Here is a 25,404-nt window from a genome sequence, read left to right as displayed (position 1 = left end):
AGTTGAACCACAGCCGTATCGCAGTCCTGGGTGCCGCCACGATCGTGGCGGCACTTGGGCTCTGTGGGTGCAGCAGCTCAGATCATCCGGCGCGCAGCTCGCACCCGAAAACGAGCGCGCTCACCACGACGGCGCCGGCAGCGCCGCCCGCCGCGCCGTTGCCCGCTCCCGAAGCGCTGACCGGTGTGCTGGACCGGCTGGCCGACGTCAACGTCCCCGGTGCCGAAAAGGTCGTCCTGGTCGAACAGGGCACGGCCGATGACGCCGCCGCGCTGGACAAGTTCGGCCGCGCGCTGGCCGACAACGGATTCACCCCGCTGACCTTCGAGGCCAACGATCTGGCCTGGTCGCAAACCGAGCCGAACAACGTGGTGGCGACCGTCAAGGTCACCGCAGGAGGCGAGAATTCGGCCCGCGACTTCAGCTTCCCGATGGAATTCACCCCGCACGGCGACGGCTGGCAGCTGACCAGGCACACCGCCGATCTGTTGCTGGTGATGGGCGCGGGCGCCGAAACATCTGCGCCGCCCGCCCCGACCCCACCCCGCTGAGATGCCATGTGGATCGGCTGGTTGGAGTTCGACCTGCTGCTCGGTGATGTGCATTCGCTCAAGCAGAAGCGCTCGGTGATCCGGCCGGTCATCGCCGAGCTGCACCGCAAGCTCGCGGTGTCGGCAGCCGAATCCGGCGCCCAGGATCTGCATCGCCGGGCAGGCATCGGCGTCGCCCTGGTCGCCGCCGACCGTGCCCATGTGGTCGAAGTCCTCGATGCCGCCGAACGGATGGTCGCGGGCCGCCCCGAACTCGAATTGCTCTCCGCTAGGCGGGGCTTGCACCACAGCGACGACTGAACGCGCCCGGCCCACGTCACCGATCAAGCCGGCCCAACTCTGATTGCCGCTTTCTGCACCAGGGCGGCGATCCCGGTCGACGAGCAGCCCGGGCGCAGAAAACGGCGGCACCAGAGAGCCGGAGGCCCGTCAGGCGCTGCCCGACTCCGACCCGACGGCGGACTCGGCGGCAGCCTCGACTGCGGCCTCGACTGCGAGCTGACGCTTCTTGCGCAGCGGGACCGGCGCCACCGCGCCCGGGGCCAACTTGCGCGCACTGACCAGAAAGGCGGTGTGGCCGCGCATGTTGTGTTCCGGGCGGACCGCCAGGCCCACCACGTGCCAGCCGCGCTGCATGCTCTCCCAGGCCCGCGGCTCGGTCCAGCACTGCTGTTCGCGCAGGGCCTCCACGACCCGTGACAGCTGCGTGACGGTGGCGACGTAGACCATCACTACACCACCGGCGACCAGCGCCTTGGAGACCGCGGGCAGCACCTCCCATGGCGCCAGCATGTCCAGCACCACGCGGTCCATCTCCGGGCCGTCGTAGTCGGCGAGGTCGGCGACCACCAGGTCCCAGTTCTCCGGGCGCTCCCCGAAGAACGTGATCACATTCTTCTCGGCGGTCGGAGCGTGGTCGTCGCGGATCTCGTACGACGTCACCCGGCCCTCGGGGCCGACCGCCCGCAACAGCGAGCAGGTCAGCGCGCCGGATCCGGCACCGGCCTCCAACACCCGGGCGCCCGGGAAGATGTCACCCTCGTGCACGATCTGCGCGGCGTCCTTGGGATAGATCACCTGCGCCCCGCGTGGCATCGACATCACGTAGTCGACCAGCAGCGGCCGCAGCACCAGGAACTGATCGCCGTTGGTGGATTTGATCACGCTGCCTTCGGGCAGCCCGATCACGTTGTCGAAGGCGATGATGCCGCGATGGGTGTGGAACTCGCCGCCGGGGTTGAGCACCATCGTGTAGCGCCGGCCCTTGGCGTCGGTGAGTTGTACCCGGTCGCCAACGGCAAACGGTCCGGTCGGTCTCTTCGCTGCCACGGACGTCCAGCCTGCCAGTACCCGCACCGGGCGTGGTGCCCGGGGTTCCGCAACTTTGTCGGGGCGCAGTCCTAGGCTTGCAGGTGTGAGTGAGGAACCGGCCCCGACGCCGCGCCGCCCGGCGCTGTCGCCGTCACGGGCCGGCGATTTCAAGCAGTGTCCGCTGCTCTATCGGTTCCGCGCCATCGACCGCCTCCCCGAGCCCCGGTCCACCGCCCAGCTGCGCGGTTCCCTGGTGCACGCCGCATTGGAGCAGCTCTACGGCCTGCCCGCGGCCGAGCGGGTGCATGACACCGCGCTGACGCTGGTCGAGCCGGCGTGGGAACAGGTGGTGGCCGCCGAACCCGAGCTGGCAGATGCCGAATATCCGGCCACGTTGCTCGCCGAGGCCAGGGCGCTGTTGTCGGGGTACTACCGTCTGGAGGATCCGACCCGGTTCGATCCGCAGTGCTGTGAGCATCGCCTCGAGGTCGAGCTGACCGATGGCACGCTGTTGCGCGGATTCGTCGACCGGATCGATGTCGCACCGTCGGGCGAGTTGCGTGTCGTCGACTACAAGACCGGCAAGGCCCCGCCCGAGGCGCGGGCGCAGGCCGAGTTCAAGGCGATGTTCCAGATGAAGTTCTATGCCGTGGCGCTGCTGCGCTCGCGTGGGGTGATGCCGTCGCGGCTTCGGCTGTTGTATCTGGCCGACGGCCAGGTGCTCGACTACTCCCCCGAGCACGACGAGCTGCTGCGGTTCGAGCGCACCCTGATGGCGATCTGGAAGGCCATCCAGGCCGCCGGGGCCACCGGCGACTTCCGGCCCAATCCGTCGCGATTGTGCTCGTGGTGTGCACATCAGAGTTTGTGTCCGGCGTTCGGCGGCACCCCGCCGCCGTATCCCGGGTGGCCAGAATCAGGAGCTGCATGATCGGGTGTCACTACCATCGGCTCGGTACCGATGGTGAGTACCAGCTGTTCGAATCCACCGCCGATACCCGGAGCAACTGGGATCCGGCCATTCAGCACGGCTCACCGCCGCTGGCGCTGTTGACCAAGGCCATCGAAGAGCTGGCCGCCGGCACGGGCCTGCGCGTCGGGCGGTTGACGCTCGACATCCTGGGCGCGATTCCGGTTGCGCCGGTGCGGGTTCGGGCCTGGGTGGATCGTCCGGGATCACGGATCTCGATGATCGTCTCCGAGATGGAGGCAGCCCGGCCCGACGGCACCTGGCGCGCGGTGGCGCGGGTCACCGCCTGGCTGCTGGCTCCGAGCGATACCAGCGACGTGGTCACCGATCGCTTCCCGCCATTGGTGGAGGGCGAGGCGGCCGGCGTGGCGCACAACTGGGAAGGCGCACCGGGTTATCTGGAGAGCGTGTCGTGGCGACGGCAGAACACGGCCGACGGCGAGTCGGCGGTGGCCTGGATGAGTCCGTTGACGCCGGTGGTCGACGACGAGGAGACCACGGCCCTGCAGCGCCTGGCGCTGGTGGTGGATTCGGCCAATGGCATTGGCGCGGCGCTCGATCCGGAGAAGTTCGTGTTCATGAACACCGATACCGCGGTCCATCTGCACCGGCTCCCGGAAGGGTCGGACTTTGCGGTTCGGGCCCGCGGTTCGATCGGGCCGGACGGCATCGGCGTGACGACAGCGGAAATCTTTGACCGCCAAGGGTTTATCGGGACTTCTGCCCAGACCCTGCTGGTGATGCGGGTGCCGTGATCGTCGAGCTGCGCCGTCAGTTCGGCCTGGCCTGGGCGCTGGCCGATCTGCACCTCTCCGCACTGTCCGACGACGACCACCTGTGGGAGCCCGGTCCCCTGGTGTGGACAGTGCACGAGGATGCGTCGGGCCGGTGGTGGCCGGACTTCGCCGATGTCGAGCCCGACCCGATTCCGGTGCCGACCATCGGGTGGCTCACCTGGCACATGATCTTCTGGTGGTCGACCGCCCTCGACCACGTCGACGGCCGGCCGCCAACGCCGCGCACCGAGATCGACTGGCCGGGCCCTGAGGCCGCGGTGCAGCGCATCAGGGTGCTGAGCGCCCGCTGGAGGGGCCTGCTGGACTCGCTGACCGACACGGATCTCCTTGTCCCCGCGACGTTTCCGTGGGGGCCGGACTCGGGCCGGTCGCTGGCCGACATGGCGTTGTGGTTGAACGTCGAGCTGACGAAGAACGCTGCGGAGATCGGCCAACTGCGCATGCTGCGCGCCGCGACCCGATCCGGGGGCTAGTCCTCACCCGCCCGGGTTGTCCGCGCAGCCGTGCGCGAAACCGTAGGGGCCATCAGCTGGTTCGATTCTCGCCTGGCTCGCGCGGATGCACCAAAGAGTCGCTGGACCTTTGCGAACGAGCACCCGCTATTCCGCGGAGCGGAAATAGGGTTCAACCGTGCCACGGAGCTTGACAACCATGGGATTTCCGCGGCGATCCTTCGCGGTAGGGACCTCGACACGTACCCAACCCTCGGCCACGTCGTATTCGTGAACGTTGGTTTTCTCGACGCCGTTGAAGCGAATGCCCACGTCGCGGCGGAGCACCTCTTCGCTGTAGAAGGCGCTGCGCGGGTCGATGGAGAGGTGATTCGGTGGAACGTCTGTGCTCTGATCCTCGGACATGATCGCCTTCGTCGATTGCTGCGTTAGGTGCTCGGATTGATCTTCAGAATCTACGCGACCCTGTAGTAGCGGGTTGCGCGTAGGTCTTGGGGGCTTCGATCGCCCCCTGCCCGTGTGTGCCGCCGCGGATTGCCGTTCACCCCACATATATTTACTTGCGTCTATATAGACGTAGTGCAATACTCGATCCATGGACGTGTTCGAGGCAGTTGCCGAACCCAGTCGACGCGCATTGCTCGACGCCCTCGTCGACGGTGAACGCACCGCAGGCGAGCTCGTCGCCACGCTCCCCGGCCTGACCCAGCCCACCGTGTCCCGGCATCTGCGGGTGTTGCGGGAGGTCGGCCTGGTCGAGGTGCGCCCCGACGCGCAGCGCCGGATCTACGCGCTGCGCGCCGACGGACTGGTGCAGATCGACGAGTGGATCGAGCGGTACCGCCGCTACTGGTCGGATCACCTCGACGCGCTGGAACGCCATCTCAAAGCGACTCACAAGGAGACGAAATGACCAGCCGTGAAGGCAAACTCACCGTCGAGGGCGACCGGGCCGCGCTGAACTTCGAACGGCGCCTGCCCTATCCGGTCGAGGCGGTGTGGGCGGCCATCACCGATCCCGAACAACGCAATCAGTGGATGGGTGAAACGACGATCGACGCCCGCGAAGGCGGCACGATCGAGATGGTTCCGCACTCGCCGCCGATTCCGCCGCAACAGAAGAAGATGTCCGGACGGATCCGGGTGTGGGACCCGCCGCGGGTTTTCGAGCACGAGTGGGACCAGCCCGTCCTGTCCGCACCCGAATCCGGCGTCGTGCGTTACGAACTCACCCCGGACGGCGACGGCACGCTGCTCCGATTCACGCACCGCGGACTGACGGTCTCCGACGGCCAGGGGTTCCACCCCGGCACGCATGCCTACCTGGACCGGCTGGAGGCGTATCTCGGCGGGCAGCCCCTGCCCGACTGGGCCCAGCGCTATCAAGTCGTCGCGCAAGCTCTCGGCACCCAATGGACCCCATAGGAGGAAACGCAGATGCCACACAACGGAACCGATATCGCCGCACCCACCGTCTCGGTGGTCTACCACTCGGGGTTCGGTCACACCGCGACCCTGGCGGAGGCAGTCGCGGCCGGCGCCGGTGACGCCGGAGCCGACGTCACCGTCACGCACGTCGAGGCCATGACCGACCAGGATTGGGACGCGTTGGACAACGCGGACGCCATGATCTTCGGCTGCCCCACCTACATGGGCAACGTGTCAGCGGGATTCCAGGCCTTTGCCGAGAAGACCGGCCGCAGATGCATGGAAGGCAGCTGGCGCGACAAGGTCGCGGCCGGGTTCACCAACTCCGGAGCCAAGAGCGGAGACAAGCTCGCCACGTTGAACTCGTTGGCAGTCTTCGCCGCCCAGCACCACATGCATTGGGTGAACCTGGGTTTGGGTGCCGGCTGGAACAGTGCGGCGGGCAGCGAACATGACCTGAACCGGCTCGGGTTCTGGCTCGGCGCCGCGGCCGCCACCGATGTGGATGCCGGGCCCGACCAAGTGCATCCCTCCGATGTGCGCACCTGCCGCCACCTCGGGCATCGGGTCGCGCTGGTGACGCGTCAGCTCAACATCGGCCGCACGCTCAGTCCAGCGGCTTCAGCTCCTGCAGCATCGTAGGCACCAGCTCGCTGACGGTGGGGTGGATGTGCATGGTCCGCGAGATCGCGGTGTACGGCAGCTTGGCCGTCATGATGTCGAGGATCGAGTGCACGACCTCATCGCCGCCGACGCCGAGGATCGACGCCCCGAGGATCTCCTCGGTCTCGGCATCCACCACCACCTTCATGAAGCCCTGGGTCTCGCCCTTCTCCACGGCACGGCCGACCCTGGTCATCGGCCGCTTGCCCACCAACGCTTTTCGGCCGGACTTCCGCACCTGGTCGACGGTCAGCCCGGCCCGGCCCAGTGGCGGGTCGATGTACAGGGCATAGGTGGTGACGCGGTCGCTCACCCGGCGCGGATCATCGTCGAGCAGATTGGCGGCGACGATCTCGAAATCGTTGTAGGACGTGTGGGTGAACGCGCCCTTGCCGTTGCAGTCGCCCATGGCCCAGATGTGCCCGGCCGTCGTGCGCAGCTGATCGTCGACCACGACGTAGCCCCGCGAGTCGAGATCCACGCCGGCGTTCTCCAACCCGAGGTCGTCGGTGTTCGGGATCCGCCCCACCGCGAGCAACAGGTGCGTTCCGGCGATGGGATCGGCGCCGTCACGGGGTGTCACCTCGAACCCGCTGTCCCGCTTGGTGAACCGAATCCCGGTGGCATCGAGCACCACGTCGATGCCCTCGGCCCGAAGGATCTCGGCGATGGTGGCCGAGACGTCCTCATCCTCGCGCGAGGTCAGCCGGGGCCCCTTCTCGATCACCGTCACCCGGGCACCGAACCGGTGATACATCTGGGCGAACTCCAGGGCGATGTAACTGCCGCCCACGATCACCAGGTGCTCGGGTACGACTTCCAGGTCGAGGATTCCGACGTTGGTCAGATAGTCGATACCGTCCAGGCCGGGAAACTCCGGAACCACGGCCCGGCCACCGACATTGAGAAAGATCCGATCGGCCCGCAACAATTCGCCGTCGACGTCGATGGTGTGCGGGTCGACGAAACGGGCGTGGCCGCGGATCAAGGAAGCACCGTCCATGCCCTGCAGCCAGTCCTCCACCCCATGACGGTCGGCCAGCATGATCGCGTCCTTGCGGGCCTTGACCTTGGCCATGTCGATGTCGATTTCGCCTGTGCCGACGCCGAAATCAGCACCGCGCCGCGCGAGATGGGCGGCATGGGCGCTGGCCACAAGGGTTTTGGTGGGGATACAGCCGTAGTTGACGCAGGTGCCGCCGACCAGCTTGCGTTCGATCACAGCGACGGTCTGCCCTGCTGCGGTCAACCGGCCCGCCAACGGCGGCCCGGCCTGTCCCGCGCCGATGACGATTGCGTCGAAACTTTGCGCGGGCGCCATGAACTAGAGGACAGAGGTCAGGGCTGCGATCGCGAAGCCGCCGAGCACGGCGACCGCGTCCTCGAACAGCGCGACCGGCAGGTCATGGCCATCATTGCGGCTGACCAAGCGCTTTCGTGCCTCGTATCCGCCGAGGGTGCCGATCACCGCACCCACCAGGGCCGCACCGAGCGCGGTGTACGTGAAGCCCCACGCGGTGCCGATCACCGCACCGGCGAACGCTCCGGTGATCAGACGGGTGATGAACTGCACCGGGGTCTTACGGCTGGGCGTGCGCGGCAGCTGATCGGTAACCAACTCCACCACAGCGAGAATGGTCAGCACGGTGACCGTGACCGGGTGGGCCAGCCACTGGGCCCAGGTGCCGTCGAGGTTGATCCAGTTCAGTGCGGCGGCCCACGCCACCGCGGCCGGAGCGGTGAATGCCCGCAATCCGGCCACCACACCGATGAGAAGAGCCAACAACAGAACCAGAAAATGCGTCACGGCGACCTCCGAGGCCTGAAATTGTCACCCGGACGCTAACACGCAATGCGGCGCTGCACGCGCCGATCAGACAGGGCGGTGTCCGCCCGTCAGAAACGGCAGAACCGAATATCTGATGCGAGTATCGCTTTGGCGCCGATCGCGGCGATCTCATCCATGATCGCGTTGACGTCGCGGCGCGGTACCAGAGCGCGCACGGCCACCCAGTCCGGATCCGCCAGTGGCGCGATGGTCGGTGACTCCAGCCCCGGCGTCACCGCGGTGGCCTGGTCCAAAACCGCACGCGGGCAGTCGTAATCCAGCATCAGGTACTGCTGTCCGAACACCACGCCCTGCACGCGCGCCGTCAGCTGGTCGCGCGCGGACGCACTGCCGTCCCCCTCGGCGCCGTCGCGTTCGATGAGCACGGCCTCCGACTCGCACAGCGGTGCACCGAACGCCACCAGGCCGTGCAGTCCCAGGGTGCGGCCCGAGCCGACCACGTCGGCGATCACGTCGGCGACCCCGAGCTGAATCGAGATCTCGACGGCGCCGTCCAAGCGGATCACCGAAGCCTCGATCCCCTGCGCCGCAAGGTCCTTGCGCACCAGGTTCGGGAACGACGTGGCGATCCGCTTGCCTGCCAGATCCTGCGGGCTCCAGTCCCGGCCGGCCGGAGCGGCGTAACGGAAGGTGGAGCCACCGAAGCCCAGCGACAGGCGCTCCCGCACCGGAGCGTCGGAGTCAGCGGCCAGGTCCCGTCCGGTGATGCCCAGGTCGAGCTGACCCGAACCCACGTAGATCGCGATGTCCTTGGGCCGCAGAAAGAAGAACTCGACGTTGTTGACCGGATCGACGACCGTCAGATCCTTGGGATCACGCCTGCGGCGGTAGCCGGCCTCGGCGAGGATCTCACCGGCCGCTTCGCTGAGCGAGCCCTTGTTGGGCACCGCGACGCGCAACATCTGATCGGCCACGGCTCACAACTTCCGGTAGATGTCGTCGAGGGTCAGGCCCCGGGAGATCATCAGCACCTGGGTCCAGTACAGCAACTGGCTGACCTCCTCGGCGAGCGACTCGTCGCTCTCGTGCTCGGCGGCCAGCCACACCTCGCCGGCCTCCTCCAGGATCTTCTTGCCGAGCCCATGGACGCCGGCGTCAAGTGCGGCGACCGTGCCGCTACCGGCAGGTCGGGTGCGCGCTTTGTCGCTGAGTTCGGCAAACAGGGCCTCGAAGGTCTTCACAGGCATGAATTGTTTCATGCTCGGCGGGGGTCGATTTGTGGGGTGCAATAGAAGGGTGAGCGAACCTGTCGGCGACGAGCTGCAGACCTACACTGCCCGGGTCACGGCGATCCGCGCGATCCTGTCCAGACACCTGACGGTCGACGGTCTCGTGCAGAGCAATCGCCTCGCCAACCCCATCCTCCCGCTCGATTGCCTGTCGGCCTCCTGGGGTGCCGACGTGGTGTCGGCTCCGACACTCACCGTGGCGATCCACCCGGTGGAGGATTTCGCCGACGAGGTCGAAGAACTGCGCCACGGTGCCGACCTCACCCGGGACACCTATGAGGCGCAACGCTCCGAACCCGACGAATTCGCCCTGGTACAGGTGCAACTGTCCAGTGTCTGGGTGGTCGTCGGGCATTGCGAGGTCTATCTGGCCCACCGTGACATCTCGCCGGAGAAACTGGTCGAGGCGGCCGTCGACATCGCCCGCAGCGTCGGTTGCGCGCCCTACGCCGACGACTACGAACCTCCGCCGCTACCTGCGAGTTGAACTGGGCGGGGCGCGGTACCGCTAGGCGCTCATCGCCTCGGCGTGCATGTCCTCGAGGTGTTTGCCCTTGGTCTCCGCGACCCACTTCCAGACGAAGAGCAGCGACAGCAAGGCGCACAGCGCGTAGAAGCCGTACGCCACACCCAACACGTTTCGCAGTTCGGGGAACGACACGGTGATCAGCCAGTTGGCCACCCACTGACCCGCGGCCGCCAGACCCAGCGCCGCTGCCCGGATGCGGTTGGGGAACATCTCCCCCAGCAGGACCCACACCACCGGACCCCACGACATGCCGAAGGCGACCACGAACAGGTTGGCCGCGACAAGAGCGATCGGCCCGGCGGCGCCGCTCAGTTGAGGCTGGCCGTCGACCTGGGGGGCCGTTCCGAAGATCACGGCCATAGTGCCCAGGGTGAGGGCCATTCCGGTGGAGCCGATCAACAGCAGCGGCTTGCGCCCGATCTTGTCGATCAGCGCGATCGCGATCAACGTGGTGACGATGTTGGTCACCGACGTGATCACAGTGATGGTGAACGCCTGACTCTCCTCGAATCCGACGGCCTCCCACAGCACATTCGAGTAGTAGAAGATCACGTTGATACCGACGAACTGCTGGAAGATGGACAGCCCCAAGCCAACCCAGACGATGCCGTAGAGCCCGCTGACGAAGGCCACCGCGATACCGAGCGCGGCGAAGACCACTGCCAGCAGCCACAATCCGAGCGAAACCGACCCCACGGCCAGGACGATGAACAGCAGCAACAGCCACCACACATAGCGTCGCACCCACGCGGTGAACCGACCGATCGATGCGCCGGGACGCAATGGCTTGAGCAGGTCCTGCCAGGACGGCGGCTTCTCGGACTTCAGCGAGTCCTCGATCCGGTGGATGGTGATCTCCAGGTTCTTCTCGCCGAGCAGCATCGACAGCACCTTGCGCGCTTCCGGAATGCGGAACTTGGCCACCAGGTACCGCGGCGACTCCGGGATGGTGTAGGCCAGCAGGCCGTACACCAACGCCGGAATGGCCATCACCAGGAACATCCACCGCCAGGCCGCCAACCCCAGCCAGAGCTCTTCGCGGGAGCCACCGGCCAGGTGAGCCAGCAGGTAGTCGACCGACAGGGACAGGAAGATCCCGGTCACGATCGCCAACTGCTGCAGTGAGCCGAGTCGCCCGCGGATGCGCGGCGGTGCAGTTTCGGCAATGTAGGTGGGCGCGATGACGGAGGCCACACCGACGCCAAGGCCTCCGATGATGCGGAAGATCACGACCAGCCAGATGTGGGTGGCAACGGCGGTGCCGATCGCGCTGATGAAGAACAGCAATGCCGCGAGCTTCATCACCGACCGCCTGCCGATCCGGTCGGCGAGCTGGCCGGCGGTCAGCGCGCCCACCGCGGCGCCCAGCAGAGCCGAGGCCACCGCGGAGCCCAGAACGACGTTGTTGATCTGGAATTCGTCCTGAAGGGCGGCCACCGCCCCGTTGATCACGGCGCTGTCATAACCGAAGAGCAAGCCGCCCAACGCGGCGACCGAAGCGATCCGGACCACCTTGCCGCTGTGCTCGGATTCCTCGTAATCCAGGTCCGATGCAGGATCGCCGACCGGTCCGTGAGTCATGGGACACCCTTCCGCAGCAATGCGTGATCAGGGTCACATTCAATCACAAGGCCCGGATCAGGCGGTGCGTTCTCCGGCTTGGGAATTCAGTTCGTGATAGACGGCGCGAAGGCCGGCAACGTCCAGTTGGGTCAGCGAAGAAACGTGGCGGCGCAACGGACCTCCGGGGACCTCCACGTCGTTGGGAACCACCAGCACCGGGCAGCCCGCGGCCTCGGCGGACGTCGTCCCGGTGACCGAATCCTCGACCGCCAGGCACGATGTGGTGGATACCCCGAGGAGGTCGGCGGCCCGCAGGTACGGGTCGGGTGCCGGCTTGCCGCTACCGACCTCATCGCCGCAGACCGTCACCGAAAAGTAGTGGCGACCAATGCTGTTCAACGCCCGTTCGGCCAGATCCCGGCGGGTGTTCGTCACCAACGCCATGGGGATCCCGGCGGCGGTGAGACCGTCGAGCATCTCCTGGGCACCCGGCCGCCACGGCAACCCCTGCTCGAACAGCTCACCGGTGTAGTCGTGCAACCAGTCCGCAGATTCGGCCATCGCGGCGGGATCGGCCGCAAGCCCCAGATCCTCATAGACGATCCGCATCACGGTCTCGGACGAACCGCCGACCGTCGACTCCCGCACCTCCGCGGTCAGCACCCCGCCCATCCGCGCATACAGCGCGTGCATGGCGATGTCCCAAAGCTTTTCGGAGTCGACGAGGGTGCCGTCCATGTCCCAGAGCACCGCACGCATGGCAACCATTCTCGCATTGTCCGACCACGCCTATAGCGTGGGAGCATGACGATTCTGGTGACCGGAGCCACAGGCAACATCGGCAGGCGTGTGGTGGATCATCTGATCACGTTGGGCGCGCGCGACATCCGCGCGCTGACCACGAACCCGGAGAAGGCGGCGCTCCCCCGATCTGTGACAGCAATCACCGGATATCTGGGCAAACCAGAGACATTGCCGGCCGCGCTGGAGGGCGTCGAGCGCGTGTATCTGGCGCCGTTCCCCACCACCGCCGGACCCACGCTCGACATGATGGTGCAAGCAGGTGTGCAGTACGTGGTGGCACTGTCGGGCGGCGCGCACTGGGCGGAGCACGCCGATGCGGTCACCGCCTCCGGGCTGGCGCACACCCAGCTCGGCCCCGGCGAGTTCTGCGAGAACTTCACGATGTGGGCCCCGCAGATCAAGACCGGCACCGTCCGCGACGTCGCCCCCGACCACGTCGAGTCCCCGGTGTCCATGGACGACATCGCCCGGGTGGCCGCGCACCTGTTGGCCGCCCCGCAGGACGCCCATCTGAGCGCGATGTACGAACTCACCGGTCCGGTCGCGTTGTCCCGCGCCGACATCGCCCGCCAGATCGGGGCAGGCATCGGCATGCCTGTCGAGATGCAACGGTGCAGCCGCGCCGAGGCCGAACAGCTGCTGCGCCCCGTCATGGGCGACGGCGCGCACTGGTACCTCGACCTGTTCGACGGCGAGCCGGAACGTCAGGCCGCCAACGACAACGTCGAACGGTTGACCGGCACCCCAGCCGAATCGATCGCGCAGTGGGCGGCCCGCAACCGCAGCCTGTTCACCTAGCGAACCCAGGCTGAGCCCGAACGGGAACTGTTCCGGCTCAACCAGTTTCGGCTCGGTCAGTCCTCGGGGTTGTAGCCGAGGTTGGGGGCGAGCCAGCGCTCGGCTTCGGCCAGCGTCCAGCCCTTGCGCTTCGCGTAGTCGGCGACCTGGTCTTGGGCCATCCGGCCGACCACGAAATACTGCGACTGCGGATGCGAGAAATACCAGCCGCTGACCGCAGCCCCGGGCCACATCGCCATCGACTCCGTCAGCTCGATTCCCGTCCGCTCCTTGACATCCATCAACTTCCAGAGCGTGACCTTCTCGGTGTGCTCCGGGCAGGCCGGGTAGCCGGGAGCCGGGCGGATTCCCACGTACTTCTCGCCGATGAGTGCCTCGTTGTCCAGGTGTTCGTCAGGCTGGTAGCCCCAGAACTCCTCGCGGACCCGTTGGTGCATCCGTTCGGCGAACGCCTCGGCCAACCGGTCGGCCAACGACTCCAGCAGGATCGCGCTGTAGTCGTCCAGGGCGGCCTTGAACTCCATGATCTTGTCCTGGCCGCCGAGGCCCGCGGTGACGGCGAAAGCACCGACGTAGTCATCCAGGCCCGTGGTCTTGGGCGCGATGAAGTCGCCGAGGCTCCGGTTCGGGATACCGTCCCGGTGCTCACCCTGCTGGCGCAGGTTGTGCAACGTGGTCAGCACCTCGGTGCGGGTCTCGTCGGTGTAGACCTCGATGTCGTCGCCGACCGCGTTCGCCGGGAAGAACCCGATGACCCCGTTGGCGCGCAGCCACTTCTCCTTGATCAGGGTGTCGAGCATTTCCTGGGCGTCGTCGTACAGCTTCCGGGCAGCCTCGCCCGACGCCGGGTTGTTGAGGATGTCGGGAAAGCGGCCCTTCATCTCCCAGGCGTTGAAGAACGGCTGCCAGTCGATGTACTCGCGCAGTTCGGCGAGGTCGTAATCATGAAATTCCCGGACGCCGACACCCTGCGCGGGCACCGGCGGGGTGTACCCCTCCCACTCGATCGGTGTCCGGTTCGCGCGGGCCTTCTCCAGCGTCAGCATCGGCCGGTCGTTCTTCTGCGCATGCCGTTCGCGCAGAGACGCATAGTCAGCCTCGGTGGCCTCCAGCAGGGCCGGCCGCTGCTTGTCGTCGAGGAGAGCGGCCGCGACGGGCACCGAGCGGGAAGCGTCCTTGACCCAGACCACCGGGCCGTTACGACGCGGCGATATCTTCACTGCCGTGTGAGCACGCGAGGTGGTCGCCCCACCGATGAGCAGCGGGATCTCCAGCCCCTGGCGTTCCATCTCGACGGCGAAGTTGACCATCTCGTCCAGGGACGGGGTGATCAGGCCGGACAACCCGATGATGTCGGCCTCGTGCTCTTTGGCCGCGTCCAGGATCTTCTGGGCGGGCACCATCACCCCGAGGTCGATCACCTCGAAGTTGTTGCACTGCAGGACGACTCCGACGATGTTCTTGCCGATGTCGTGGACGTCGCCCTTCACCGTCGCCATCACGATGGTGCCGTTGGTGTCCTTCGAATCGGCAGCCCCGTTCTCCGCTTTCTCCGCCTCGATGTACGGCAGCAGGTACGCCACGGCCTTCTTCATCACCCGGGCCGACTTCACCACCTGCGGCAGGAACATCTTGCCCGCGCCGAAGAGGTCACCGACGACGTTCATGCCGTCCATCAGCGGGCCCTCGATCACCTCGATGGGCCGGCCACCCGCCGCGGCGATCTCGGCCCGCAATTCCTCGGTGTCGGCGTCGACGTGGGCGTCGATGCCCTTGACCAGGGCGTGGGTGATCCGCTCGCGGACCGGGAGGCTGCGCCACTCGGCGGCGGCCGGATCCTCGGATTTTTCTGACTTGTTGAACTGTTCGGCGATCTCCAGGAGCCGTTCTGCCGCATCCTCGCGGCGGTTCAGGACAACGTCCTCGATGCGGTCCCGCAGCTCGGGGTCGATCGAGTCGTAGGGCACCAGCGCGCCCGCGTTGACGATGCCCATGTCCAGGCCGGCCTTGATGGCGTGGAACAGGAAGACCGCGTGGATCGCCTCGCGCACCGGGTTGTTCCCCCGGAACGAGAACGACACGTTCGAGATGCCGCCGGAGATGTGCACGCCGGGAAGGTTTTCCTTGATCCAGGCGCAGGCCTCGATGAAGTCGATCCCGTAGGTCGCGTGCTCCTCGATACCGGTCGCCAGCGCGAAGCAGTTCGGGTCGAAGATGATGTCCTCGGCCGGGAAACCGACCTCTTCGGTCAGGATCCGGTAGGCGCGCCCGCAGATCTCCTTGCGGCGCTCCAGATTGTCGGCCTGCCCCTGTTCGTCGAAGGCCATCACGACGACAGCGGCGCCGTACTTGCGGCACAGCCGCGCCTCGCGGATGAACTTCTCCTCGCCCTCCTTCATGGAGATCGAGTTGACGATCGGCTTGCCCTGCACGTTCTTCAGGCCGGTCTCGATGACCTCCCACTTGGAGGAGTCGATCATCACCGGGACGCGGCTGATGTCCGGCTCGGCCGCGATCAGCTTGGTGAACCGGTCCATCGCGGCAACGCCGTCGATCATGCCCTCGTCCATGTTGATGTCGATCACCTGCGCACCGACCTCGACCTGCTGCAGCGCGACCGACAAGGCGGTGTCGTAATCCTCGGCCTTGATCAGGTTGCGGAACCGGGCAGAACCCGTGATGTTGGTGCGCTCACCGATGTTGACGAACAGGGAGTCCTTGGTGATGTTGAGCGGCTCCAGGCCCGCGAGCCGGGTGGCAACCTCGATCTGCGGCACCGCACGCGGCGGCTTGCCCTCGACGACCTTGGCGATCTTGGCGATGTGCGCCGGTGTCGTTCCGCAGCAGCCGCCGGCCATGTTGATCAGACCCGCCTCGGCGAACTCGGCGATGTAGGAGGCCTGACTGTCCGGGGACTCGTCGTACTCGGCGAAGGCATTGGGCAGGCCGGCGTTCGGGTAGCACGAGACGAAGGTGTCCGCGATCCGTGACATCTCGGCGATGTAGGGCCGCATCTCCGGCGCGCCGAGGGCGCAGTTGAGCCCCACCGCGATCGGGTTGGCGTGCCTGATCGAGTTCCAGAACGCCTCGGTGACCTGACCGGACAGCGTCCGCCCGGAAGCGTCGGTGATGGTGCCCGAGATGATCACCGGCCAGCGGCGTCCGCGGTCCTCGAACAGCGTCTCGAGGGCGAACACCGCGGCCTTGGCGTTCAGCGTGTCGAAGATCGTCTCGATGATGATGAGGTCGGCACCGCCGTCGACCAGGCCACCGGCGGCTTCGCGATAGGCGGCGACCAGCTGGTCGTAGGAGACGTTGCGGGCTCCTGGGTCGTTCACGTCCGGCGAGATCGACGCGGTCCGCGTCGTCGGACCGAGGGCGCCGGCGACGTAGCGGGGCTTGTCCGGCGTGCTGAACTCGTCGCAGGCCGCCCGCGCCAGGGCAGCACCGGCGTAGTTCAGCTCGTAGCTCAGGTCCGCCATGTCGTAATCGGACAGCGAGACCGCGTTGGCGTTGAACGTGTTGGTCTCCAGGATGTCGGCGCCCGCCTCGAGATACTCGCGGTGGATCGCCTCGATGATCTGCGGTTGCGTCAGGTTCAGCAGGTCATTGTTGCCCTGAAGGTCGCTCAGCCAGTCCTTGAACCGCTCACCGCGGTAGCCGGCCTCATCCGGCCGGTCGCGCTGGATCGCCGTGCCCATCGCGCCGTCGATCACCAAGATCCGTCGGCGCAGGGCTGCTGTCAGTTCGTCGGTGCAGTCGGGGCGGATGTTCGGCTCGAAGGCACTCGGCTCCGAGACCGTCGACCCAGAGACCTGCAACTCAGAGGCGTTCACGTGCGTTCCTTCCATGGCGGAAGGCGTCCTTGACTCTGCCGAGCGTGGCGGATACCAGGAGGGATCCCGGCCCCCCGGATAACCGTTGCAACGCCTCTCGACCAGAAAAGTCTACGTCGTCACCCGATCGACGTCTGGACGCCCAACTCATCGCTGCGATCGACTCGACCCGCTCGGCGACACATGCCCTGTAGTGGCAGCGCGCGGATCTTGTCGGCAATGTCGTGGATACCAAAGCTAACCAGATTGCAGCCGAACGTATTTCGTCTCGACGGCGCCGTTACCCACCTTTACCCGCATCGACACGGTGTCAGGCGTGTCGGTGTCGTAGGCAGATTTGTCAGCGGCAGCCACACAAACAGGGTAGACGGTCTATCAAAGCGGCTGATCGGTGCTGCCGCGACCCGCGAGCACAACGGTCTCATCGGCACCATCCAAGGCTTACGCTGAACGTGTGACACCGTCGTATCCGAACGCCGGCCGGCGTATGAACCTGCCCGAATTGAAGGACGCCACCATCGTGGCCGCCTTCGAGGGCTGGAACGACGCCGGCGACGCGGCCAGTGACGCGCTGGACCACCTGGATGCGATCTGGGAGGCCCAGCCGATCGTCGAGATCGACGATGAGTCGTACTACGACTATCAGGTGAACCGCCCCGTGATCCGCCAGGTCGACGGCGTCACCCGGGAACTGGTGTGGCCGTCGATGCGGATCTCGCACTGCCGTCCTCCTGGCAGCAACCGTGACGTGGTGTTGATGCACGGTGTCGAACCGAACATGCGCTGGCGCACCTTCTGCGCCGAGTTGCTGGCCATCGCCGACAAGCTCAACGTGCAGACCGTGGTGATCCTGGGTGCGCTGCTGGCCGATACCCCGCACACCCGGCCGGTACCGGTGTCGGGTTCCGCGTATTCGTCCGAGTCGGCGAAGTTCTTCGGTCTGGAAGAGACCCGCTACGAAGGCCCCACCGGGATCGCCGGGGTGTTCCAGGACGCCTGCGTGCAGGCCGGCATCCCGGCCGTGACGTTCTGGGCCGCGGTACCGCACTACGTGTTGCAACCACCCAGCCCCAAGGCCACCGTGGCCCTGCTGCGCCGGGTCGAGGACGTCCTCGACGTCGAGGTCCCGCTGGCCGACCTGCCCGCCGCCGCCGAGGAGTGGGAGCAGGCCGTCACCGAGATGACCGCCGAGGACGAGGAGATCGCGGAGTACGTCGCCTCGTTGGAACAACGCGGCGACGCCGAGGTCGACATGAACGAGGCCCTCGGCAAGATCGACGGCGACGCGTTGGCGGCTGAGTTCGAGCGCTACCTGCGGCGTCGCGGCCGCTGAGTTCTGCTGAAGTCCCGCAGAGTGGCCACTTGGTGCACGGAAACTGCCGCATCACGTGTCACAACTGGCCGCTCGGCGTTGACGCCGCTAGGACTCCGGCTTCTCCAGGGCCTCGATCCGGGCGCTGGTCGAACGACCGAGGGCGGCCGCCTCCGCGTCGAGTTTCGGCAGCAACGTCGGGGTGAACTTGAGGATGTCGCGCTCTGCCAGCGGCGTGGTGACGAACGGCCGGATCCAGCGGAACGCCCCGACCCACTGCGGGCTGTAGATGCGCTTCTTGCGCCCCTCGATGCCCTTGACGAAGGCGGCGCCACAGGCGTCGACGGTCGTCGTCCGGTTCAGCGGCGGCGGCAGCTTGGACAGCATCTCCCGGAACGCCGACAGGTCGGATTTGGCGTCCTGCACCAGCGGGGTGTCGATCCAGCTCATGTGCGCCGAGCCGACGTCGACGCCGAGGTGGGCCACCTCCAGTCGCAGCGTGTTGGCGAAGTACTCGGCGCCGGCCTTGGAGGCGTGGTAGGCGGCCAATCCGGGCGCCGAGGTGAACGCTGCGAGCGAGGACACCACCAGCACGTACCCGCGACGCTTGACGACGGCGGGCAGGGTGGCGCGCACGGTGTTGAACACCCCGACGACGTTGATGTCGACGACCCGCTTGAACGCCTCGGGATCGACCTGCATGACCGAGCCGAAGCTGGCGATGCCCGCGTTGGCCATCACGATGTCGATGCCGCCGAACCGCTCGACGGCGGCGTCGGCGGCCTTCTGCATGGCGGTCAGATCGCGCACATCGGCGAGCGCGGTCAGCACGTGCTCCTCGCCGAGTTCGGCGGCCAGCGCGCTCAACGGAGCCTCATCGAGGTCGGTGAGCACCAGCTTGGCGCCCCTGAGCCGCAGCCTGCGGGCCACCTCGGCGCCGATGCCGCGGGCACCGCCGGTGATGAAGACGACTTTCCCGTTCACAGAACCCATGTCGGCAACGTACCGCACCTGGGCGCGCCCGACGAGGCCTAGAGCTCGACTCCCAGGAGTGCATCCACCGTGGCGGCGACCTGGCGTGGCGCGGCCGGGTCGTGGCCACCGTAGGCCAGTGCGTCGGTACACCAACCATCCAGTGCGGCAAGTGCTTTCGGTGTGTCAAGGTCGTCGGCGAGGTACTGGCGCACCCGGGCCACCACGTCGGTGGCGTCCGGACCGGCGGGCAGCGCGGCGGCGCTGCGCCAGTGCTGCAGCCGGGTGTTGGCCGCTTCGAGTACCTCGTCGCTCCAGAACCGGTCCGACCGGTAATGGCCCGCGAACAGCCCCAGCCGGACCGCCGACGGGTCGACGCCGTCGGCGCGCAGCCGAGAGACCAGCACCAGGTTGCCGCGGCTCTTGCTCATCTTGTGCCCGTCCCAGCCGATCATGCCCGCGTGCACGTAGTGGCGGGCGAAACGCCGCTCCCCCGTGACGGATTCGGCGTGCGCGGCGGAGAACTCGTGGTGCGGGAAGATCAGATCGCTGCCACCGCCCTGGATGTCCAGGCCCGAGCCGATGCGCGTGAGCGCGATGGCCGAGCACTCGACGTGCCAGCCAGGCCGGCCCGCACCGAAGGGAGAGGGCCAGCTGGGCTCGCCGGGCCGCTGGGCCCGCCACAGCAGGGCGTCCAGTTCGTCGCCCTTGCCTGCCCGGTCCGGGTCACCGCCGCGCTCGCCGAACAGCCGGAGCATGGTCTCGCGGTCATAGCCCGACTCGTAGCCGAACTGCACCGTGGCGTCGGCGCGGTAGTAGACGTCGGGATACTCGGCGTCATCGACGACGTAGGCCGCACCCGAGGCCAGCATCTTCTCCACCAGCTCGATCACCTCGGTGATCGCGTCGGTGGCGGCGACGTAGTCGTGCGGCGGCAGGACGCGCAGGGCGGTCATGTCATCGCGGAACAGCTGTGTTTCCCGGTCACCCAGGTCGCGCCAGTCGATGCCGTCGCGTTCGGCCCGTTCGAACAGCGGATCGTCCACATCGGTGACGTTCTGCACGTAGTGCACGGTGCGCCCGGCGTCCAGCCACAGCCGGTGCACCAGGTCGAAGGTCAGGTAGGTCGCGGCGTGACCGAGATGGGTGGCGTCGTAGGGGGTGATGCCACACACGTACATGGTGGCGGTCGGCCCGGGGGTCACCGGACGAACCTGCCGGTCGGCGCTGTCGTACAACCGCAGTTGCGGACCACGCCCTTCCAGCACCGGAATTGACGGTGCCGACCACGATCGCATGGTCTCGACTCTAAGGTGCTCGCTCAGGACGGCCTCCCGCCGGTGGGTCCCACACAGTTCAGCTTCAGCAAGTCAGACAACGCGGCCGCCGAATCCATTCCCGGATCGCTGCGGAAAGCTCTCATCGGGCCACCCCGATGGCCTCGAGCAGGATCGGTGCCAGTTCCTTGCGGCACATCACGAAATCCGGCAGATACGGGTCGGCGCGGTTGTAACGCAGCTCCGAGCCGTCCAGCCGGGACGCATGCAGACCCGCGGCCAGCACCACACCCGCGGGTGCGGCCGAATCCCACTCCCACTGCCCGCCGGCATGGATGTATGCGTCGACGTCGCCGCGCACCACGGCCATCGCCTTGGCCCCGGCCGAGCCGATGCGCACCATCCGGAAATCGAGCTGCTCCCGCATCCGCCACAGCACTGCCGGGGGGCGGTTCGAGCTCGCGGTGATCAGCAGGGGGCCGGGGCGCCGCGGCCCGGGCGGGGTGACCGTGTCGCTGCGGTACACCTCACCCCTGGCGGGCAGGGCCACCACCGCATCCGACAAGCCCCCGTCGGCACCCACCGAGCGCTGCCACAGGGCGATGTGGACCGCCCAGTCCTCACGGCCCGGCAGAGAGAACTCATGCGTGCCGTCCACCGGATCGACGATCCAGACCCGGTCGGCTTCGACGCGGGAAAGGTCGTCGACGGCCTCCTCGCTGAGCACGGAATCACCGGGGCGGGCCTGGGCCAGACGAGCGAGGATCAGCGCGTTGGATCGCCGGTCACCCTCGTCGCCGAGGTAGTACGGGTCGTAGAAGCCGACCTCCTCGCGCACGGCCAACAACAACTCACCGGCCTCCTTGGCCACTGCGGCGGCCAGGTCGGCGTCGGTCGAGTGCACCGACTAAGTATCGGTGCCGGGCCAAATTGGTGCGGTGGCGGGGCACGTTGCGCCGTTAGGGTCGGGCAATGCGCAGCCTTGACTGGCACACCGGAGACCGTGACGAACTCGGCGCGTTCATCCGTTCTCACCTGGTCGCCGGGTTCTGGGGATACGACGAGATGGTCGACGTGGCTCACGAATGGGTCGACGACTCAGGCGTGATCGACCCCGCCGAGGTGCCCGAGCTGGTGGCCTCACAGTGGCGCCGACGGCTGGCCGAGCAGGCAGCCTGGGCCGACACCGGAGACTACGGCCGATTGCAGTACACCTTCGCCCAGCTCGAATCCGAGGGCATCCTGGCCCGGATGTGCTTCTCCTGCTGCACCACCTGCGCGACCCACGACATCGATGACGAACGCTCGCCGAATCCGAACCCCGACGAGTGGTACCGCTACCGGGAGTGGGCCTACACATACTTCCATGAGCAGGATGCGCTGCGACTGGACGACGCCGAACCGGCGCTGTACCTCGGTTTCAGTTCATTTCGGCCCCACCCTGCGCTGCCGGACTCGCTGGTGCGCGCAGCCGCTGCAGGCGACGAGGCGGCCACAGCAGAAATCACCGAGCGCACCGATACGATGGTCGGCGAACGAATCGTGGTGCTGGCCAACCACTACGGCCTCGACGCGTCATGGTCGGGATCGCATCGCAGCCGCATCGAGCTCAACGTTCCCCAGTGGCGAAAGCCCCTACCGCAGTAGGAGATCCATGACCGAGCAGGCTCCCGTCGACAAGCTGTCCGACTCGTGGCGCTGGAAGTTCGACTTCTTCGACACCTACGGGCTGCCCAGCGCGACGCCCGAGGCCAAGGCCGCCTACCGCAATCTCAGCTTCATGGCCAAGCTGCGGCTGACCTCCAACATCCTGGCGTTCCTGTTCGGGCCGCTCTACTTCATCGTCAAAGGCATGTGGCGGAAGGGCTTGGCCCTGTTGGCGCTGACGATCGCCGTAGGGGCGGTGCTGGTTGTCCTCGACGTCAACGACACCATCACTCGCGGGATCGGGATGGGTATCGCGGCGCTGGCAATGTCCGCCGCGAATTACGCCTACTACCTGCACGTGGTGCGTGGCAGCCGGTCCTGGAATCCGTTCGAGGGCTTCGGGCGCGCCCGCTAGAAGGCCGGCCACGGGATCGGCCGGTGCCGGTCAGGCGTCGGCATCACCGGGTTGTTCAGTAGCCCAACAATTCTGGACCGCAGCGCGGCGACCTCAGCTTCGGTGATGTTGGTACACAGCTGCTCGGCGAGGGCGCCGAAACCGTCGCGCAGCGCGGCGACGTCGGCAAGGGTTTCGTCGTCGACGGGCTTGCCTGCCCAACCCCACAACACGGTCCGCAGCTTGTCCTCGACATGCAGGCTCACCCCGTGGTCGACGCCGTACACGGACCCGTCGATGCCGGCCAGGATGTGTCCGCCCTTGCGGTCGGCGTTGTTGATCAGCACGTCGAACACCGCCATCCGGAACAGCCGGGGATTGTCGGCGTGCACCAGCGTCACCTCGTCGCCGGCGTAGTCGTAGGCCTGCAGGATCGGCAGGAATCCGGGCGGGAGGTGCCCGGCCGGCAGCAGGTCGACCAGATCGGGGCCGGAATCGGGCTCATCCCCCACCTGGTCCCCGGGCTGGTCGACCCACAGCTGCAGCATGCCCGGCCCGGCGGGTCCGTCACGAATTATGGTGCGCGGCACGATGTTCCAGCCCAGTGCGGCCGACACCAGATAGGCGCTCAGCTCGCGGCCGGCCAGGGTGCCGTCGGGGAAATCCCACAGCGGCGCCTCACCCCGGATCGGCTTGTAGACGCAATGGACCTGCCGCTCACCGGAGGTCGCCTCGCACAGGAAGGTGGCGTTGCTGGCCGAGCGGATCCGGCCGATCACCGTCAGTTCGCCTTCGGCCAGGACCACGCCATCGTCGGGGTCGGGATCGGAACTAGGAATCTGCGTCATCTTCGGACCCGGCCACCTCACCGCGGCGATAGCCGTTGGTACGCACGCAGATGTGACCATCGGGGTCCAGCGGCTCATCGCACAGCGGGCACGGCGGGCGTCCGGCCGAGATCACCCGGTTGGATCGGGTGGCGAACTCGCGGGCCGACTCCGGGGTGAGGAACACCCGAACGGCGTCGGGCCCGTCCTCGGCATCGTCGAGCACCACCGACGCGTCGAACTCGCCTTCGGAGACCGCGAGCAGCTCCACCACGACGGTCTGCGCTTCCGAATCCCAGCCCAGCCCCATCGTCCCGACGCGGAACTCGGCGTCGACCGGGGTGACCAGGGGCAGCAGATCATTCACCTCACCGGTATCCGGCGGGATCGGCGTGCCGAAGCGCCGGTTGATCTCAGTCAACAGCGCAGCGATCCGCTCGGCCAGCACTGCGACCTGCTGCTTTTCCAGGATCACCGAGATCACCCGCTTGTCGTGGACAGCCTGCAGGTAGAACGTCCGGTTACCGGGTTGGCCGACGGTCCCGGCCACAAATCGGTCGGGAGTGCGGAAAACATGAATTGCGCGGGCCATGGCACCTTCCAAAATACCGGTAGCGGTACCGCGGGTCAGTTGGTGGACCCACCCACCACGGCGTCGGTGGCGGGTTTGGCCGCCAGTCCCGCGCTCAACTGCGCACCGGTGTGGTTGATATGCATCACGAATGGGCGGAGGTCGGTGTAGCGGATGACGCTCATCGAGGCCGGGTCGGCGGTGATCCGCTGAAAACCGTCCAGATGCACGCCGAGGGCATCTGCCAGTACCGCCTTGATCACGTCGCCGTGGGTGCAGGCCACCCACAACACGTCGGCGCCGTGCTCCTCGGCCAGGGCACGGTCACGTTCGCGCACCGCGGCGACCGCTCGGGCCTGGACCTGAGCCAGGCCCTCGCCCTCGGGGAACACCGCGGCGCTGGGCTGCTGCTGCACCACGGCCCACAGCGGCTCCTTGACCAGCTCGCCGATGGCGCGGCCGGTCCAGCTGCCGTAGTCGACCTCGGTGAGCCGGTCGTCGACGACCGGCTGCAGCGCGAGCGCCTCGGCCAGCGGCGCCACCGTGCGCACACAGCGCAGCAGCGGCGAATGCACGATCGCGGTGACCGGCAGATCCCCGATGCGCGCGACCAGGCCGGCCGCCTGTTCGGCACCGCGCTCGTCGAGGTCGACGCCCTCACTGCGGCCGGCCAGGGTATGCGCGGTGTTCGACGTCGACCGGCCGTGCCGCAGCAGGATCACCGTCATAGTGCAGCCCTCGCCTTCTGAGTCATCACAGTCATTCGATCATTGCGCGGCAACCACGCCGGTACCGAGTAGGGCCAGCACCACCGCGCCCAGCACCACCCGGTACCCGACGAACCAGTACATGCTGTGCGACACCAGGAATTTCAGGAACCAGGCGATGGCCGCGAAGCCGACCACGAACGCGATCAGGGTGGCGACCAGCAGTTGTGCTCCACTGGCGCTCATCCCCTCACCGACCGGGTGGAACGCATCGGGCAGGGAGAAGATGCCGGAGGCGAACACCGCGGGGATCGCCAACAGGAATCCGAACCGGGCAGCCAGCTCGCGCTCCATGCCCAGGAAGAGCCCGGCGCTGATGGTCGCGCCCGAGCGGGAGACCCCCGGCACCAGGGCCAGGCACTGGGCCAAACCGACGATGATGCTGTCGCGCCAGGTCAGCTGCTCGACGCGGCGAGTCTGCCTGCCGTAGTACTCGGCTGCGGCGATCACCGCCGAGAACACGATGAGCGCCGAGGCCACCAGCCACAGATTGCGTGCGCCGGTACGGATTTCGTCCTTGAACAGCAGACCGAACACCCCGATCGGAATGCTGCCGATGATCACCCACCAGCCCAGCCAGTAATCGGCGGAGCGATGCGCCGCGTTGGTCAGTCCGCTGAACCAGGCCTTGATGATGCGGGCGATGTCGCGGGCGAAATACACCAGCACCGCGAGTTCGGTGCCCAGCTGGGTGACCGCTGTGAACGAGGCGCCCGCGTCGTCGTCGAAGAACACCCGCGAGGTGATCGCGAGGTGTCCCGAGGACGAGACCGGCAGAAACTCGGTGAGCCCCTGGACAATCGACAACACAACCACTTGCAGCCAGGACATGGCACCGACGTCAGTCACGCCGACGA

General features: G+C 67.2%; 29 protein-coding genes. 13 read left to right on the top strand and 16 right to left on the bottom strand.

What is annotated here, in order from left to right:
• The first annotated feature begins 2 nt into the window (after positions 1 to 2).
• Both ACNQR1_RS16695 and ACNQR1_RS16690 read left to right on the top strand, forming a co-directional pair.
• Positions 3 to 551: a hypothetical protein gene (locus ACNQR1_RS16695; protein WP_418047289.1), complete on the top strand. Its 549-nt coding sequence runs from the start codon at positions 3 to 5 to the stop codon at positions 549 to 551.
• Positions 552 to 557: 6 nt separating this feature from the next.
• Entirely contained in the window at positions 558 to 851 is a 294-nt protein-coding gene (locus tag ACNQR1_RS16690) for a DUF503 domain-containing protein (RefSeq protein ID WP_418047288.1), read from the top strand.
• Positions 852 to 980: 129 nt separating this feature from the next.
• On the opposite strand, the gene ACNQR1_RS16685 is transcribed toward ACNQR1_RS16690, so the two are convergent.
• Entirely contained in the window at positions 981 to 1,880 is a 900-nt protein-coding gene (locus tag ACNQR1_RS16685) for a tRNA (adenine-N1)-methyltransferase (RefSeq protein WP_418047287.1), read from the bottom strand.
• Positions 1,881 to 1,965: 85 nt separating this feature from the next.
• Here ACNQR1_RS16685 and ACNQR1_RS16680 point away from each other — a divergent pair, with 85 nt between their 5' ends.
• Genes ACNQR1_RS16680 through ACNQR1_RS16670 form a run of 3 tightly spaced genes read left to right on the top strand, consistent with a single transcriptional unit; the run spans position 1,966 to position 4,102 of the window.
• Complete coding sequence (locus tag ACNQR1_RS16680) at positions 1,966 to 2,793, top strand: PD-(D/E)XK nuclease family protein (protein WP_418047286.1); 828 nt, start codon at positions 1,966 to 1,968, stop codon at positions 2,791 to 2,793.
• Complete coding sequence (locus ACNQR1_RS16675) at positions 2,790 to 3,587, top strand: thioesterase family protein (RefSeq protein WP_418047285.1); 798 nt, start codon at positions 2,790 to 2,792, stop codon at positions 3,585 to 3,587. The genes ACNQR1_RS16680 and ACNQR1_RS16675 overlap by 4 nt, the downstream gene beginning before the upstream one ends.
• On the top strand, positions 3,584 to 4,102 hold the full coding sequence (locus ACNQR1_RS16670; protein WP_418047284.1) for a DinB family protein: 519 nt from the start codon (positions 3,584 to 3,586) through the stop codon (positions 4,100 to 4,102). Before ACNQR1_RS16675 ends, ACNQR1_RS16670 begins: the two co-directional genes overlap by 4 nt.
• Before the next feature lie 126 nt (positions 4,103 to 4,228).
• On the opposite strand, the gene ACNQR1_RS16665 is transcribed toward ACNQR1_RS16670, so the two are convergent.
• Positions 4,229 to 4,486 (bottom strand): DUF3297 family protein, encoded by a 258-nt coding sequence (locus ACNQR1_RS16665; RefSeq protein WP_418047283.1) that lies wholly within the window; start codon positions 4,484 to 4,486, stop codon positions 4,229 to 4,231.
• Between the two features lie 190 nt (positions 4,487 to 4,676).
• On the opposite strand from ACNQR1_RS16665, the gene ACNQR1_RS16660 reads away from it, so the two are divergent.
• From ACNQR1_RS16660 to ACNQR1_RS16650, 3 genes are read left to right on the top strand one after another with little or no spacing between them, the layout of a single operon-like run.
• Positions 4,677 to 4,994 carry an ArsR/SmtB family transcription factor gene (locus ACNQR1_RS16660; RefSeq protein ID WP_054602559.1) on the top strand — a complete coding sequence of 106 codons (318 nt, stop codon included), beginning with the start codon at positions 4,677 to 4,679 and terminating at the stop codon, positions 4,992 to 4,994.
• A complete protein-coding gene (locus tag ACNQR1_RS16655) occupies positions 4,991 to 5,506 on the top strand; it encodes an SRPBCC family protein (protein ID WP_418047282.1) in 516 nt (171 codons plus the stop codon). The genes ACNQR1_RS16660 and ACNQR1_RS16655 overlap by 4 nt, the downstream gene beginning before the upstream one ends.
• 12 nt (positions 5,507 to 5,518) lie before the next feature.
• Positions 5,519 to 6,151 (top strand): NAD(P)H-dependent oxidoreductase, encoded by a 633-nt coding sequence (locus tag ACNQR1_RS16650; protein WP_418047281.1) that lies wholly within the window; start codon positions 5,519 to 5,521, stop codon positions 6,149 to 6,151.
• Here the strand turns inward: ACNQR1_RS16650 and ACNQR1_RS16645 are convergent.
• The 4 genes from ACNQR1_RS16645 to ACNQR1_RS16630 all read right to left on the bottom strand — a co-directional run bounded on the left by ACNQR1_RS16645 (position 6,117) and on the right by ACNQR1_RS16630 (position 9,220).
• A complete protein-coding gene (locus ACNQR1_RS16645; RefSeq protein ID WP_418047280.1) occupies positions 6,117 to 7,493 on the bottom strand; it encodes an FAD-containing oxidoreductase in 1,377 nt (458 codons plus the stop codon). The genes ACNQR1_RS16650 and ACNQR1_RS16645 overlap by 35 nt on opposite strands.
• A 3-nt stretch (positions 7,494 to 7,496) precedes the next feature.
• Positions 7,497 to 7,979, bottom strand: a complete 483-nt coding sequence (locus ACNQR1_RS16640; RefSeq protein ID WP_044523824.1) for a DUF4126 family protein — start codon at positions 7,977 to 7,979, stop codon at positions 7,497 to 7,499.
• Positions 7,980 to 8,068: 89 nt separating this feature from the next.
• The gene (gene hisG, locus ACNQR1_RS16635; RefSeq protein WP_418050396.1) at positions 8,069 to 8,923 is read right to left on the bottom strand and encodes an ATP phosphoribosyltransferase; all 855 of its coding nucleotides are present in this window, start codon (positions 8,921 to 8,923) and stop codon (positions 8,069 to 8,071) included.
• Positions 8,924 to 8,938: 15 nt separating this feature from the next.
• Positions 8,939 to 9,220, bottom strand: a complete 282-nt coding sequence (locus tag ACNQR1_RS16630; RefSeq protein WP_029108834.1) for a phosphoribosyl-ATP diphosphatase — start codon at positions 9,218 to 9,220, stop codon at positions 8,939 to 8,941.
• A 37-nt stretch (positions 9,221 to 9,257) separates the two neighbouring features.
• On the opposite strand from ACNQR1_RS16630, the gene ACNQR1_RS16625 reads away from it, so the two are divergent.
• Complete coding sequence (locus ACNQR1_RS16625) at positions 9,258 to 9,737, top strand: hypothetical protein (RefSeq protein WP_418047279.1); 480 nt, start codon at positions 9,258 to 9,260, stop codon at positions 9,735 to 9,737.
• A 21-nt stretch (positions 9,738 to 9,758) separates the two neighbouring features.
• On the opposite strand, the gene ACNQR1_RS16620 is transcribed toward ACNQR1_RS16625, so the two are convergent.
• Both ACNQR1_RS16620 and ACNQR1_RS16615 read right to left on the bottom strand, forming a co-directional pair.
• A complete protein-coding gene (locus ACNQR1_RS16620) occupies positions 9,759 to 11,360 on the bottom strand; it encodes a sugar porter family MFS transporter (protein ID WP_418047278.1) in 1,602 nt (533 codons plus the stop codon).
• Positions 11,361 to 11,417: 57 nt separating this feature from the next.
• Positions 11,418 to 12,101 carry an HAD family hydrolase gene (locus ACNQR1_RS16615; RefSeq protein WP_418050395.1) on the bottom strand — a complete coding sequence of 228 codons (684 nt, stop codon included), beginning with the start codon at positions 12,099 to 12,101 and terminating at the stop codon, positions 11,418 to 11,420.
• 45 nt (positions 12,102 to 12,146) lie between these two features.
• Between ACNQR1_RS16615 and ACNQR1_RS16610 the strand changes: the two genes are divergently transcribed.
• The gene (locus ACNQR1_RS16610; protein WP_418047277.1) at positions 12,147 to 12,944 is read left to right on the top strand and encodes an NAD(P)H-binding protein; all 798 of its coding nucleotides are present in this window, start codon (positions 12,147 to 12,149) and stop codon (positions 12,942 to 12,944) included.
• Positions 12,945 to 13,000: 56 nt separating this feature from the next.
• Here the strand turns inward: ACNQR1_RS16610 and metH are convergent, their stop codons facing one another.
• Complete coding sequence (gene metH / locus ACNQR1_RS16605; protein WP_418047276.1) at positions 13,001 to 16,795, bottom strand: methionine synthase; 3,795 nt, start codon at positions 16,793 to 16,795, stop codon at positions 13,001 to 13,003.
• Positions 16,796 to 17,234: 439 nt separating this feature from the next.
• Between metH and ACNQR1_RS16600 the strand changes: the two genes are divergently transcribed.
• Positions 17,235 to 18,113, top strand: a complete 879-nt coding sequence (locus tag ACNQR1_RS16600; protein WP_418047275.1) for a PAC2 family protein — start codon at positions 17,235 to 17,237, stop codon at positions 18,111 to 18,113.
• An 87-nt stretch (positions 18,114 to 18,200) separates the two neighbouring features.
• Here ACNQR1_RS16600 and ACNQR1_RS16595 read toward each other — a convergent pair whose 3' ends face one another.
• The 3 genes from ACNQR1_RS16595 to ACNQR1_RS16585 all read right to left on the bottom strand — a co-directional run bounded on the left by ACNQR1_RS16595 (position 18,201) and on the right by ACNQR1_RS16585 (position 21,245).
• Positions 18,201 to 19,085: an SDR family oxidoreductase gene (locus ACNQR1_RS16595; protein ID WP_418047274.1), complete on the bottom strand. Its 885-nt coding sequence runs from the start codon at positions 19,083 to 19,085 to the stop codon at positions 18,201 to 18,203.
• A gap of 38 nt (positions 19,086 to 19,123) precedes the next feature.
• Positions 19,124 to 20,362, bottom strand: coding sequence for a cysteine--1-D-myo-inosityl 2-amino-2-deoxy-alpha-D-glucopyranoside ligase (gene mshC, locus ACNQR1_RS16590; RefSeq protein WP_418047273.1), 1,239 nt, complete (start codon positions 20,360 to 20,362; stop codon positions 19,124 to 19,126).
• 121 nt (positions 20,363 to 20,483) lie between these two features.
• The gene (locus tag ACNQR1_RS16585; RefSeq protein ID WP_418047272.1) at positions 20,484 to 21,245 is read right to left on the bottom strand and encodes a 3'(2'),5'-bisphosphate nucleotidase CysQ; all 762 of its coding nucleotides are present in this window, start codon (positions 21,243 to 21,245) and stop codon (positions 20,484 to 20,486) included.
• Between the two features lie 68 nt (positions 21,246 to 21,313).
• Here ACNQR1_RS16585 and ACNQR1_RS16580 point away from each other — a divergent pair, with 68 nt between their 5' ends.
• Both ACNQR1_RS16580 and ACNQR1_RS16575 read left to right on the top strand, forming a co-directional pair.
• Entirely contained in the window at positions 21,314 to 21,988 is a 675-nt protein-coding gene (locus ACNQR1_RS16580) for a DUF6891 domain-containing protein (protein ID WP_418047271.1), read from the top strand.
• A 7-nt stretch (positions 21,989 to 21,995) separates the two neighbouring features.
• Positions 21,996 to 22,403 (top strand): DUF2628 domain-containing protein, encoded by a 408-nt coding sequence (locus tag ACNQR1_RS16575; protein ID WP_418047270.1) that lies wholly within the window; start codon positions 21,996 to 21,998, stop codon positions 22,401 to 22,403.
• Here the strand turns inward: ACNQR1_RS16575 and ACNQR1_RS16570 are convergent.
• The 4 genes from ACNQR1_RS16570 to ACNQR1_RS16555 are packed head-to-tail and all read right to left on the bottom strand — an operon-like array spanning position 22,400 to position 25,378.
• The gene (locus tag ACNQR1_RS16570) at positions 22,400 to 23,230 is read right to left on the bottom strand and encodes an SCO1664 family protein (protein ID WP_418047269.1); all 831 of its coding nucleotides are present in this window, start codon (positions 23,228 to 23,230) and stop codon (positions 22,400 to 22,402) included. The two genes, ACNQR1_RS16575 and ACNQR1_RS16570, sit on opposite strands and share 4 nt — an antisense overlap.
• Positions 23,214 to 23,801: a DUF3090 domain-containing protein gene (locus ACNQR1_RS16565; RefSeq protein ID WP_418047268.1), complete on the bottom strand. Its 588-nt coding sequence runs from the start codon at positions 23,799 to 23,801 to the stop codon at positions 23,214 to 23,216. The genes ACNQR1_RS16570 and ACNQR1_RS16565 overlap by 17 nt, the downstream gene beginning before the upstream one ends.
• Positions 23,802 to 23,836: 35 nt before the next feature.
• Positions 23,837 to 24,508, bottom strand: a complete 672-nt coding sequence (locus tag ACNQR1_RS16560; RefSeq protein ID WP_418047267.1) for a histidine phosphatase family protein — start codon at positions 24,506 to 24,508, stop codon at positions 23,837 to 23,839.
• Between the two features lie 39 nt (positions 24,509 to 24,547).
• A complete protein-coding gene (locus ACNQR1_RS16555) occupies positions 24,548 to 25,378 on the bottom strand; it encodes an undecaprenyl-diphosphate phosphatase (RefSeq protein ID WP_418050394.1) in 831 nt (276 codons plus the stop codon).
• Between the last annotated feature and the right edge of the window lie 26 nt (positions 25,379 to 25,404).

Origin of the sequence: Mycobacterium sp. 48b, assembly GCF_048282725.1 — a bacterium.
In the GTDB taxonomy this organism is placed as follows: domain Bacteria; phylum Actinomycetota; class Actinomycetes; order Mycobacteriales; family Mycobacteriaceae; genus Mycobacterium.
Note: the sequence above shows the minus strand (reverse complement) of the source record. Positions and strands in the feature narration are given on the sequence as shown.